This window comes from Arthrobacter sp. LAPM80 (assembly GCF_046736435.1).
Classification (GTDB): Bacteria; Actinomycetota; Actinomycetes; order Actinomycetales; family Micrococcaceae; genus Specibacter.
In genome coordinates this window covers 1-12,506 of sequence record NZ_JBCHVD010000010.1, presented here as the reverse complement: position 1 = coordinate 12,506, position 12,506 = coordinate 1, and the positions used below count along the sequence as shown (strand labels likewise).

The following is a 12,506-nucleotide window of genomic DNA, read 5'->3' as shown; positions in this document are numbered from 1 at the left end:
CCCATCCCACGGCTTAGACTGGCCCCATGGCGATCATTCCCGAGGACAAAGACTGGACATGGGTGCTGGAGCGAAGCTGCCCCGAGTGCGGTTTCAGTGCCGCAACCGCAACGCCGGCCACAGCCGCAACGACGATTCCGGCTCTGCTGCCGCGCTGGCAGATGGCCCTGCGGCGGGCCAATGCGGAGGAGCGCCCGGACCCCGGCACATGGTCGGTGTTGGAATACGGCGCCCACGTCAGGGACGTCTTTGATGTGTTTGCCGCGCGCCTGGACCTCATGCTCAACGAGGACAACCCCACCTTCGCCAACTGGGACCAGGACCAGGCAGCCCTTGACGGGGACTACTCCGCCTTGGATCCCGAGGACGTGTCCAAGGAACTGGTGCATAACGGGCTCGACGCCGCCGACGCTTTTGGCGCCGTCCCCGAGAACCAGTGGCAGCGCCGCGGCCTGCGCAGCAACGGTTCGGAGTTCACAGTGGTGACGCTGACGGGTTACTTCCTGCACGACCTCGTCCACCACCTCCACGACGTGGACGCCTAGGCCTCCCCCTGTCCCTGGATACCTCTTGATGGACAGGGACAAGTTCCACGATGCAGTCGCCGGGAAAGTGCCCGCTGCCGGCGACGGGTTCATGTCCGAGCGGATTGGTGCCACCGTCACGGAGACTCCCGTCAGGGCCCGGAATTCCGGCGGCCCCCCTGTTGCGCGGCAACGAAATCACTGCTGTTTCACTGCAAGGGGGTGTGCGGCCCGGCCCACGCCCCTAGTCTTGGTATGACCGCCTTGGTATGACGCGGTGGGGCGAACCAGGTGGAAGGCCGGTGAGGGATCCAGTGATCGAGGTTCTTTGGTGGCTGTGCTTCCTTGCTGGAATGCTCACCGTGGTGTTCACGTGGAAGAGCCTGATCGGCACCCTGATTGTTCCCCGCCAGCACAATGACCGCATTTCCGATGCGGCGACCAATCTCGCAGCTGGCCTGTTCGCGCTGGCCCGGCGGCCGGTCAAGACGTACCGGTCCCTTGACAGGCTGCTGGCCTGGCAGGCACCCATGACACTGTTCGTCCGCCTCGGCCTGTGGATGCTGTTGTTCTACTTCGCCTTTTCCTTCATGCTTTTCCCCTTTGTCCACGGGGACGTTGGCCGGGCCCTGAGCGTAGGGGGCTCGTCACTGTTTACCCTGGGCTACGCCCCTCCTGTCGGGGTTGGCAGCACGATCCTTGTCTATCTGTCCGCTTTTACGGGCCTTGCGGTGATCGCCCTGCAGATCGGCTACCTGCCCATCTTGTATGCGGCCGTCAATCGCAGGGAATCCGAGGTCACCCTGCTCCTGTCCCGGGCGGGTTCACCTGCATGGGGTCCGGAGCTTCTTGTCCGCACCCGTTTCGGGATGTCGGGAAAGGATAGCCGCGCGGAATTGGAAACCCTGTATCGCTCGTGGGAACGGTGGGCGGCCGACGTCGCCGAATCCCACAGCACCTACCTGACACTGTGCTGGTTTCGGTCCCCGCTGCCGGAATCCAGCTGGCTGATCGCCTTACTGAGCGTCATGGACAGTGCAGCCCTGCAGCTCTCACTCAACCCAAGAACCGCACCAACCCTGCGGGCCCGCCTGATGCTGCGGATGGGGTTCTCCTGCCTGAGGCAGATTGCCCGGGCCATTTCCCTCCCCGTCGAGGATGACGTCGATCCCGACGGGCAAACTGTCCTGACGTTTGCCGAATTCGAGGAAGCGGTGGACATGCTCCGTGCGGTTGGCTACCCCGTTGAGCAAACGGCCGAACAGGCCTGGCCACACTTCCGGGGCTGGCGGCTGAACTATGAGGACGTGGCCTACAGGCTGGCGTATGTCATCGATGCGCCGCCCGCGCTGTGGAGCGGCCCGCGCAGGCTGGCCACCCCGCCCATGCGGCCCAAACGGCCGACCAACCGCCTGCCCTCCGGTGCCAGGCCCGAGGACCCCCAGGTCCTATGACTCCTTCGGATGTAGGCCCCCGTCACGGCTCAGCCCGCGCCGGCACCGGCAGCTTCCAGCCCTGCCTTTTGCGGCTCGGCCTCCCCCAACTCAAGGCGGGTGTCGCCCGCCCTGGCAAGTTCGCCGTCGTGCGTCACAAGGACCACCGCGGCATCCGCCAGGGCCACGCGCAGATCCTTGACCATGTGGGCTGCCTCATCCCCGCCAAGGTGCGCGGTTGGCTCGTCAAGAAGTACGACGTCGGCCCCTGCAACGAGCGTCCGCGCCACCGACACGCGGGTCCGCTGCCCGCCGGAGAGATGATGCCCGCCGGGTCCCACGCGGGTCTCAAGGCCCAGCGGCAGCCCCTCAAGCCACGGGCCCAGGCCCACGGTTGCCAGCGCGTGGTCCAGTTCGGCTTCCGAGGGCGCCTGGTCGGCAGGCCTGGCGATGGAAAGGTTGGCCCGCAGCGTTGAATTGAACAAGTGCGCATCTTGCGGGCACCAGGCGATGCTCTTAAGCGAGGCGGGCGTTGCGGGCTTGCCGTTGACAAGGTAGCGGCCACGCTCCGGGGCAAGGAAGCCGAGCAGGACGGCCAGCAGCGTTGACTTTCCGGTGCCCGAAGGCCCGCTGACGATCCACCAGCGCCCGCGTTTCGTGCCGCCGCTGACATCCTCGAAAACGGGCTTCTCGACTGTAGGGTACCTGACGGTGATGGCCTCGACGTCGATCTCCGAGACGGGCATGGTGCCGGCTTCTGCCCCGTTGTCCATGTCCTTGGCAGCCAGCACGGTGGCAGGGGCGTCAAGCAGCGGAAGCGTCCTGTTCATCATGGCCGTCAGCGCCGGCAGTGCCGAGACTGCCTCGATGTACTGTCCCAGCGGTTCCGACAGGGCAAGCATGAGCAGCGCAGCAACAGCTGCAGCCCGCGGGTCGACCCCGGCACCGATGGCCGTGACGGTGACGGCAATGGCAGCGAGTGCTGTCAGCACCGTGACGGCACCCTGGCCCAAACCGTCGGCCCAGGCGAGGCGGCGCAGCGGTTTGGCCACGGCCGCGTCCTCGGCGCTAAAGCGTGCAGCCTGGGCGGACCCTACGCCATTGGCGCCGAGCTGGTCGGCTGCGGCGAACAGCGTTGTCACCCTGCCGGCAAGCCAGGCGCGGTGCACGACGGCCGCAGCGGATGCGCGGCGCTGCGCGGCAAGCACGATGACGGGCAGCACTAGGAAGCCAAGCACACCCAGGACGATGACGATGCCTGCCACCTCGGGAACAAGCATGAACATTGTCACCAGGACGGCACCAAAGGACAGCAGGGCTGCGGGGATGGGAACGACGGCGCGGGGGACTGCGTCGCGCAGCTCGTCAACATCTGCAACGAGTGTGCCCAGCGCACCGCCCGAGCGGGTCAGCTTGCCCCAGTGCAGGACCGAGGAGCCCAGCGAGTCCCACAGTTTCAGGCGCAGCTGGGCAGCCCAGCGGAAGACGGCGTCGTGGGTGAGGAGCCGCTCACAATAGCGCAGCACCGAGCGGGCGATGCCGAAGGTGCGCACACCCACGATCAGGGTCATCAGGTAGAGCATGGGCGGCTGGTCGGCGGCCCAGACGATGAGCCATCCTGAGATGCCGCTCAGTGCAGCCGCGCTGAGCGTCGCCAGTGCTGAGACAAGGACGCCCGCGGCAAAGCGGGGGGACCGCAGTGGCAGCTGGCGAAGGTGGCGCCAGGAGAATGTGGGTGCGGGCGTGTCTTGTGGCGCCGACTCGCCGCGTTTCTGGCTGGCCTGCTCAGGAACTTTAACGGCTGCCGGCAGCACTGCAGTCGGGGCTGCCGTTGCTGATCCCAGCATGTTGGCGAGGAGGGGGTCGTGGGTTGCGACGATCACTGCCACGCTCCCCCGCAGCCTGGCCAGTTCCAGGCGCACGGCCTGGGCGGAAACGGGATCAAGGTGGGCCGTTGGTTCATCGAAGAGCGCCAGCTCAACCGACGGATCAACGGCGATGCGGGCCAAGGCGCGGGCGACGGCAACGCGGCGCAGTTCGCCGGGGCTGCAGTCGACCACGGTGCGGTTGGCCAGGTGCGGCGCGTTGACCCTGCCCAGGGCGGACCGCAGCGAATCAGCGTCAACCTCCAGGCCCTCGGGGCCGCCAGCGTACAACGCGAGCTCATCAAGCACGGTGTCCTCGGTGAACGCCGGGTGCTGGGAGACGAAGACGAGTGCTTCGGGGGCGCGCAGGCGCAAGGTCCCCTCCACTGTTGCGGCGCCGTCGCCGCCCGTGGGCAGGGTCCCTGCAATGGCGGCGAGGATGGTGGACTTTCCCGTGCCGCTGGGCGTTGAGAGCACGAGGGCCCCGCCAGGGGCGAGGGTGGCGTTGAAACCGTCAACGGCTGCTTCGCCGCGGCCCTGGTAGGAAACGCCCAGCCCGTGGGCGATGAGCACGGCGTTGCCCAATGCGGCATCGGCCGTGGCAGTGTCTGGGGCATCCGGAGCTTGTGCGTGAAGAATTTGCTTGACGCGGCGCAGTGCCTCCACACCGTCCTCGCTGCCGTGGTGGGCGGCACCGACCTCGCGCAGGGGGCGGAAGCATTCGGGGGCGAGCATCAGTGCCAGCAGGCCTGCCTCCAGGGGCATGCCGCCGTAGACCAGGCGGACGCCGATGAACACGGCCACCACGGCCACGGAGATGGTGCTGATGAGTTCAAGTGCCATGGAGGACAGGAAGGCCGTGCGCAGCGTGGCCATGGTGGACCTGCGGTAGGCCTCGCACACATCGGCCAGGGCCTTGCGCTGGGCTGCGGCCCGGCGCAGGCCCACCAGGACCGGAAGTCCTCGGGCGAGTTCAAGCAGGTGATTTGAGAGCCTGTCCAACCCGCGTGCCGCAAGTTCGACGCGTTCCTGCGTGTGCAAGCCGATCAAAATCATGAAGACGGGAACCAGTGGCACCGTCAGGACAACGATCAAGGCGCTGACCCAGTCGGAGATGAGGATCTGCACGCCGACCATGAGCGGTGTCACCGCGCAGCTCACCAGGGCCGGAAGGTAAGCGGTGAAGTAGTTATCGAGCCCGTCGAGGCCGCGGCTGGCAAGCATCGATTCGGCCCCCACCCCGCCGGAACGGCCCGAAACACTGCCGGCACGGCGGTTGAGCCTGTGGGCTACGAGCTTGGCCCTCAGCTCCTCCTTGGTTCCCAGTGCCGCACGTCGGGCCAGGATCGACTGGCCCCACACCGCGGCGCCGAGGAGCGCCGCCCCGACCGTTCCCTGGACAAGCAATTTCACGGGGTCGGGCGCAGCACCGGCGGCCCATTGGCTCAGGGCGTGCGCCAATGCACCCAAGAGCAGGACCAATGCGACGGCCTTGACTGCGGCAAGTCCGGCAAGGCCCGCCAGGGCAGTCCGGGTCGATTTGCCTTCGGGGATGGTGGGGCGGCTGCTCATCTCAGGCGCGCCCGACCGTCGTCGCGGCGGTTGATTCGTCTCCGACTGCGGGTTCAAAGACGTGCGGTTCGGGCAGGTTGGCAACGGAGATGCGCTTGCGGAAGATCCAGTACGTCCATCCCTGGTAGGCAAGGACCAGTGGAACGCCCACGGCTGCAACGACCGACATCAGGCGCAGCGTGTAGCTGGAGGAGGAGGCGTTCTCCACCGTCAGGTTCCACAGGGGCTCCAGCGTTGAGGGCAGTACCACCGGGTAGACGGCGCTGAAGATCGCGGCACTGCCGACCAGCAGGAACACGCCCATGGCAATAAAGCTTTGGCCTTCGCGGTCCGCCCTGTTGGCAATCCAGGCAGCCACGGCGGCGGCCACGGCAACGGCAATGAGCAGCCAGCTGAACCACTTGCCGTTCTGCAGTGCCACCACGATGACCCAGATGGCCAACGGGGCAAGCCCCAGGGGCATCCAGCGGCCCACCAGGCGGCGCGCGCGGTGGCGGACGTCGCCGTCGGTCTTCAGGGCAAGGAAGGCAGCTGCATGGATGAGGGCAAAGCCCACCACGGCAAGTCCGCCGAGGACGGCGTACCAGGTGAACCAGGCGAAGGGTCCGCCCACGCGGTCCCCGTTGGCGTTCAGTGGCAGGCCGGTGGTGGTCAGCGCAAGCAGGGCGCCGATGCCGAAGGCAGCAACGAAGGAGCCAAGCGCGATGGCCCAGTCCCAGACCTTGCGCCAGGTGTCGGAATGGACCTTGCCCCTGTATTCAAAGGCAACGGCACGGAAGATCAGCGCCAGCAGCACAAACACGAGCGGGATGTACAGGGCCGAAAACAGCGACGCGTACCAGAACGGGAAGGCCGCGAAGGTGGCACCGCCGGCCGTGAGCAGCCAGACCTCGTTGCCGTCCCACACAGGTCCCACGGTGTTCAGCAGCAGACGGCGTTCCTTCTCGTCGCGGGCGAAGGTCTTCATGAGCATGCCGACGCCCAGGTCGAATCCCTCGAGGAAGAGGTAGCCGATCCACAGCACGGCAATCAGTATGAACCATAAAGTAGGCAGAAAATCCATCGTCAGTCCTTCAGTTCCAGCAGCTCGTCAGGGGCGGTCGTGCGGAGGGCGTCAATAGGCAAACGCAAGGACATCGTCCCCGCCCGGGCCGGTGCCGCCGTCGTTCTTCCCGTCGGGACCTGTGTGCTTGCTCTGGTCCAGCTCGGGCATGGCCGAGACCACGCCACCGCGGATGTACTTGGTCAGCAGCACCACCTCGACCACCAGCAGGACGGCGTAGACGGTGGTCAGTGCCACGAGGGAGAAGATCACCTCGCCGGCGGACACACCCGGGGAGACGGCCGCCGCCGTGAACATGAAGACCTGGTCGATCCCGCTCATGGACGGGTTGGGCGCCACGACGAACGGCTGGCGGCCCATTTCGGTGAAAATCCAGCCGGCAGCGTTGGCACCAAACGGTGCGAGGATGCCGATCAGCGCCAGGCGCATCATGCCCTTGGACCGCGGTACGGTGCCCTTGCGCGTCAGGAACAGTGCCACACCGGCCGCCATGGCGGCGAGCCCGCCGAAACCGATCATCATGCGAAAGCCCCAGTAGGTGACGGCCATGATGGGCACGTAGTTGATTTCCTGGCCCGCCCGGGAACCGTACATGGGGTCATCTGGCAGGCGGGTGCCATACTTGGCCTGATATTCAGGCACCAGGGTGTTCACGCCCTTGATCTCTGTGGTGAAGTCGTTGTGGGCCAGGAAGGAGAGCAGTCCGGGAATTTCCATGACAGCGACGACCTCGGAGCAGTCCCGGCTGCCAACGTCGCCCAGGGAAAGCACCGAAAAGCCGGTGCCGTCGTGGCAGGCGGCCTCGGCGGCCGCCATCTTCATGGGCTGCTGTTCGAACATCAGCTTGCCCGACAAGTCACCCGACACGGCGGAGCCGGCAAAGGCGATCATGGCAACCACTGCCCCGATGCGCAGCGACTTGATCCAGACGGCGTGGTCCTTCTTGTCCCGGCCCGGGATGGTGGCGGATTCGCCCACGATCACACGACCGTTGGCATCCACGGTGTCGATGCCATCCTTGCGGCGGCGCCACAGGTGGTACCAGGAGATGCCGAGCAGGAATCCGCCGGCCACGGCCAGGGCGCCGGTGATGGTGTGGAAGAAGGCAACAAGTGCAGTGTTGTTCGTAAAGACGGCCCACGCGTCCACCATCTGGGGGCGTCCGTTGATCATCTGAACGCCAACGGGGTGCTGCATCCAGGAGTTGGCGACGAGGATGAAGTAGGCGGAGACAATGGAACCGCACACGGCGATCCACAGGCAGGCCAGGTGGACCTTGGCGGGCAGCTTCTTCCAGCCGAAGATCCACAGGCCAAGGAACGTCGACTCAACGAAAAACGCAAGGAGCGCTTCCATGGCCAGCGGGGCACCAAAGACGTCGCCCACGAAGCGGCTGTATTCGCTCCAGGCCATGCCGAACTGGAACTCCTGCACGATCCCTGTCGCCACGCCCATGATGAAGTTGATCAGGAACAACTTGCCCCAGAACTTCGTCATCCGCAGGTATTCTTCTTTGCCCGTGCGCAGCCAACAGGTCTGCAAAATCGCCACCAGCGTGCCAAGGCCAATAGTCAAGGGAACCATCAGGAAGTGGTACACCGTCACTATTCCGAACTGCCACCTGGCAATCTCCAGAGCGTCCACAAAATTCCCCTCATTGTCGAAAAATGCACGTGATCCACACTTTTCTACTTTACGTAGAAATCTAAGTTCTACCCTGTGTAGAACATTGCTGTCAAAACCTGTACATTTGAAGTGTGGAGTTGTTCCATGGACCACACGTGCACATGCTCGGCAGTGAAATTAAGGATGTAAATGGCAACGCTTGGAGAACTCGAGAGAGCGGTCATGGACCTGCTGTGGGAACATCAGGAAGCCATTACGGCAAATATCCTGCGCGACCTGCTCTCACAGCGCCCCTCAAGTGGGGACGGCGCGGAAGAATCACGTCCGCTGGCCGTCACAACGGTTCTTACCGTGCTCTCACGCCTGGAAAAGAAGGGGCTTGTCGAGCGCGAACGCGCTTCACGGCCCCACCGCTACCGTGCAGTGACAAGCAGGGAAGACCACACTGCCGAACTCATGCTTGAAGTGCTTGGCTCGGCTCCCGACCGCGAGGCGGTTTTGGCAAGGTTCATTGGAACCGTCAGCGCCGGCGAAGCGGAAACCCTCCGCAAGCTGCTGGGCCGTTAGTAGCACGTGCAGCGGCATCCACCGCTGCACGTGCAGACGCCCCGGCACGGTAAGTTGTAGTACATGTTTTGGACTTCCTGGCTCCTAGCTGCCCTGGCCGTTGTGCTGGCTTGGCCGGTCCCCGTCGTTCTGGCCCGTGCAGCATGGCCTGCCCGGGCACCTTTTGCTGCCATGGTGCTGTGGCAGTCGATAGCACTTGCCGGTGGGCTGTCCATGATCGGGGCAATGCTCTGTTACGGCCTGGTGCCCCTGGGCGACAACCTCGTCCAGGGCCTGCACGGCCTGGCCGGCATCGTCTTCGGCGGGGATTCCCTGGACACCCTCGGTTTGATCCACGCCTTCGCCCTGAGCGCGGCGGCACTGTTGTCCGCGCATTTGGTCTTCACGCTATGGCTCACGTACTACAGGATTGCGCGCCAGCGCCGCCGCCACAGGGACCTGCTGAACCTGCTCAGCTCCCCCTCGGACGACCGCCCGGACACCCTGGTCCTGAACCACCCGGCCCCGGTGGCGTACTGCCTGCCCGGCGGCGCACGCTCGGTCACAGTGCTGTCGGACGGCCTGCTTGAGCTCCTCTCCCCCGAGGAACTCCGCGCAGTGTTGCTGCATGAACAAACACACCTGACCCAGCGCCACGACCTGCTGCTGTGGGCCTTTGCCGCCTGGCGCTCGGCCCTGCCCTGGCTGCCCACCTCGAAGCTGGCCCAGCAGGCCGTCTCATCCCTGATTGAAATATTGGCCGACGACGTCGCCCTCCGCTCCGTTGACAAGCCAACCCTGATTACGGCGATCGCGCTGGTGGCCAGCGGTTCGGACCAGCTGCCTGCCGATTCCCTCGTGGCCGGCAATGCCCAGAAGATCGACACCCCGGGGACGACGTCGGCCCGCCTGGGCAGGCTGCTGACTCCCGCTCCCCCGTTGCCGGCCCGGCTGCAGGCCCTTGTCATCATGGGGGCGCTGCTGCTCCTGGCCATTCCCACGGCACTTCTGCTGGTTCCAGGCATCCTGGCTTAGCCGCCCCAAAAGTACGACGGCGGGAGGCCACCTTTGCTGAAAAGGTGGCCTCCCGCTGTTATTTGCTACAGCCTTTTAGGCGTCGATGCGGCCCTGGTCCAGGTACTCGCTGCCGGCGACGATGAATTCCTTGCGCGGGGCCACATCCGAGCCCATGAGCAGCTCGAAGGTGTGCTCGGCACGGTCGGCGTCCTCACTGGTCACGCGGCGCAGCATCCTGTGGCGCGGGTCCATGGTGGTCTCGGCCAGCTGGTCAGCGTCCATCTCACCGAGGCCCTTGTAGCGCTGGATCGGGACCTTGTACTTGCGCCCGGCCTTGTCCAGCTTCGCCTGCAGCGTGTGAAGTTCCTTCTCGGAATACGTGTAGTGCATCTCGTTGGCCTTCACACCGGCGTTGATGACCTCCACGCGGTGCAGGGGCGGAACGGCGGCGTAGACGCGCCCGGCGTCGATCATGGGGCGCATGTAGCGGAAGAACAGCGTGAGCAGCAGGGTGCGGATGTGGGCGCCGTCAACGTCGGCGTCCGTCATCAGGATGACCTTGCCGTAGCGGGCGGATTCAATGTCAAAGCTGCGCCCCGAACCGGCGCCAACCACCTGGATCAGTGCGGCACATTCGGCGTTGGCCAGCATGTCCCCGACCGAGGCCTTTTGGACGTTCAGGATCTTGCCGCGGATGGGCAACAACGCCTGGAAGTCCGAGGAGCGGGCCAGTTTTGCCGTGCCAAGTGCACTGTCGCCCTCGACGATGAACAGCTCGGACTTCGCCAGGTCGGTGCTGCGGCAGTCGGCAAGCTTGGTGGGCAGTGAGGAGGTTTCCAGGGCGTTCTTGCGGCGCTGGGTTTCCTTGTGCACACGGGCGGAGATGCGTGACTTCATCTCAGAAACAACTTTTTCAAGCAGCGTGGCCGCCTGGATCTTGTCCCCGCGGGCCGAGGATTCAAGCTTGGCCTTGAGTTCCTTCTCCACGACCCTGGCCACGATGTTCTTCACGGCAGGCGTGCCCAGGATTTCCTTTGTCTGGCCCTCAAACTGCGGCTCGGCCAGGCGCACGGTCAGGACGGCCGTCAGGCCGGCCATGACGTCATCCTTTTCAATCTTGTCATTGCCGGCCTTGAGCTTGCGGGCATTGGTCTCGATGACCTTGCGGAACGTCTTGAGCAGGGCCTGTTCGAAGCCCTCCTGGTGACGTCCGCCCTTGGGTGTGGCGATGATGTTCACGAAGCTTCGCATGGTGGTGTCGTAGCCGATCCCCCAGCGCAGGGCGATGTCGACCTCGCAGTCGCGCGCGACGGCCGTGCTCTCCAGATGACCCTCGCTGTTAAGGACGGGCACAGTTTCGGTGAAGGTGCCATGCCCCTGGAGGCGCCAGATGTCAGTCACGGGTCCACCGACCGAGAGGAAGTCGACAAATTCGGACAGGCCGCCGTCGTGGTGGAAGATCTCCTCATGGGTGGCGAACTCCCCTGGCGTGCCGGCCAGGCGCCGCTCGTCGACGACCCTGATTTTCAGTCCGGGCACCAGGAAGGACGTCTGGCGGGCGCGGCCCACGAGTTCGTCGTAGGAGAATTTGGCGTCGGGCGTGAAGATCTGGCGGTCGGCCCAGTACCTTATGCGCGTTCCCGTGACGCCGCGCTTGGTGGTGCCGACGACGTCGAGGGTTGACTTCTCGGTGAACGGCTCGAAGTGAACGTCGGGGCTGAGGGTCCTGCCCACATCCTTGAAGTGACCCGGCTCGCCGCGGCGAAAGCTCATCTGGTAGGTCTTGCCGCCGCGGTCAACCTGGGCGTCCATGCGGGCCGACAGGGCGTTGACAACGCTGGCGCCCACGCCGTGCAGGCCACCGGAGGCGGCGTAGGAGCCGCCGCCGAACTTGCCGCCGGCATGGAGCTTGGTCAGGACCACTTCCACACCTGTGAGCCCGGTCTTGGGTTCCACGTCCACGGGGATGCCACGGCCGTCATCGTGCACCTCGACGGAGTTGTCCTTGTGCAAGATCACGGAGATGTTTTGCCCATACCCGGCCAGGGCCTCGTCAACTGAGTTGTCGATGATTTCCCACAAACAGTGCATGAGCCCGCGGGAGTCCGTGGAGCCGATGTACATGCCGGGCCGTTTCCGAACAGCCTCCAGCCCCTCCAGCACTGACAGGTGACGGGCGCTGTAATCGGAATTCTGTCGTGCCACGGTTGGCATGCTCCTTCAAGGACTGCGGGAAAACTTTGAACTGGGCGCACAAATGCACCTACTCAAGGTTAACGCGTTCGCCGACACTGAACCGCCAGGAGTGCCGCCCGGCTCACCGCCGGCACTACGCGGTTAGCGAAAGCACACCCTTAGGATGGATGGAAAGGCATCAAAGGATGGTTGTATAAAGTACAGGAACTTATGAAGGAGGCCATCATGACCACCACGACGATCACCAGCCCGGAGCTGACAACCCTTGACCGCTGCGACCGCTGCGGCGCCCAAGCGTATGTGCGGGTAGTTCTGGAGTCCTCCGGCGGCGAGCTGCTCTTCTGCGGCCACCATGCCCGTTCGGTCGAAGCCACCTTGAAGCCGCTGTCGTCAAAGTGGCACGATGAGACGGCCCGCCTCAGCGAAAAGGCGCCAGTCCCCGTCGACTAGCATCCATACCGGCTCCTGCCGGTGCAGCATTGCGGGGCCCCGAAGTTTCGGGGCCCCTTTGCGTACCCGCCTGTCCCTGGCACAAAAATGGGCTCTCCTGACGTAAGTGTGGGTGCTGTTATTTCTGGTATGGGAGTTTGATGTCCACTGGGCCGCAGGCGAGCATGATCAGGGCGAGGGCGGCTTCTGGTGTGTGGAATCCGTAGGAGCGGCA

General features: G+C 64.9%; 9 protein-coding genes. 5 read left to right on the top strand and 4 right to left on the bottom strand.

Features of this window, described 5'->3' with window-relative positions; all coding sequences use genetic code 11:
* Positions 1 to 26: 26 nt before the first annotated feature.
* Both AAGW05_RS11585 and AAGW05_RS11580 read left to right on the top strand, forming a co-directional pair.
* A complete protein-coding gene (locus AAGW05_RS11585; RefSeq protein WP_411804686.1) occupies positions 27 to 545 on the top strand; it encodes a DinB family protein in 519 nt (172 codons plus the stop codon).
* A gap of 281 nt (positions 546 to 826) precedes the next feature.
* The gene (locus AAGW05_RS11580; RefSeq protein ID WP_411804685.1) at positions 827 to 1,978 is read left to right on the top strand and encodes a hypothetical protein; all 1,152 of its coding nucleotides are present in this window, start codon (positions 827 to 829) and stop codon (positions 1,976 to 1,978) included.
* Between the two features lie 29 nt (positions 1,979 to 2,007).
* On the opposite strand, the gene cydC is transcribed toward AAGW05_RS11580, so the two are convergent.
* From cydC to AAGW05_RS11565, 3 genes are read right to left on the bottom strand one after another with little or no spacing between them, the layout of a single operon-like run.
* Positions 2,008 to 5,394, bottom strand: coding sequence for a thiol reductant ABC exporter subunit CydC (cydC, locus tag AAGW05_RS11575; protein WP_411804684.1), 3,387 nt, complete (start codon positions 5,392 to 5,394; stop codon positions 2,008 to 2,010).
* A 1-nt stretch (position 5,395) separates the two neighbouring features.
* Positions 5,396 to 6,457 carry a cytochrome d ubiquinol oxidase subunit II gene (cydB, locus tag AAGW05_RS11570; RefSeq protein ID WP_411804683.1) on the bottom strand — a complete coding sequence of 354 codons (1,062 nt, stop codon included), beginning with the start codon at positions 6,455 to 6,457 and terminating at the stop codon, positions 5,396 to 5,398.
* Positions 6,458 to 6,508: 51 nt separating this feature from the next.
* Positions 6,509 to 8,101, bottom strand: coding sequence for a cytochrome ubiquinol oxidase subunit I (locus tag AAGW05_RS11565; RefSeq protein WP_411804682.1), 1,593 nt, complete (start codon positions 8,099 to 8,101; stop codon positions 6,509 to 6,511).
* 171 nt (positions 8,102 to 8,272) lie between these two features.
* On the opposite strand from AAGW05_RS11565, the gene AAGW05_RS11560 reads away from it, so the two are divergent.
* Together AAGW05_RS11560 and AAGW05_RS11555 are read left to right on the top strand one after the other, a co-directional pair.
* Positions 8,273 to 8,650 (top strand): BlaI/MecI/CopY family transcriptional regulator, encoded by a 378-nt coding sequence (locus AAGW05_RS11560; RefSeq protein WP_411804681.1) that lies wholly within the window; start codon positions 8,273 to 8,275, stop codon positions 8,648 to 8,650.
* A 63-nt stretch (positions 8,651 to 8,713) separates the two neighbouring features.
* Complete coding sequence (locus AAGW05_RS11555) at positions 8,714 to 9,664, top strand: M56 family metallopeptidase (protein ID WP_411804680.1); 951 nt, start codon at positions 8,714 to 8,716, stop codon at positions 9,662 to 9,664.
* A 75-nt stretch (positions 9,665 to 9,739) separates the two neighbouring features.
* Here the strand turns inward: AAGW05_RS11555 and AAGW05_RS11550 are convergent, their stop codons facing one another.
* The gene (locus AAGW05_RS11550; protein WP_411804679.1) at positions 9,740 to 11,860 is read right to left on the bottom strand and encodes a type IIA DNA topoisomerase subunit B; all 2,121 of its coding nucleotides are present in this window, start codon (positions 11,858 to 11,860) and stop codon (positions 9,740 to 9,742) included.
* Positions 11,861 to 12,067: 207 nt separating this feature from the next.
* On the opposite strand from AAGW05_RS11550, the gene AAGW05_RS11545 reads away from it, so the two are divergent.
* Positions 12,068 to 12,292, top strand: a complete 225-nt coding sequence (locus AAGW05_RS11545; protein ID WP_411804678.1) for a hypothetical protein — start codon at positions 12,068 to 12,070, stop codon at positions 12,290 to 12,292.
* Positions 12,293 to 12,506: the final 214 nt, after the last annotated feature.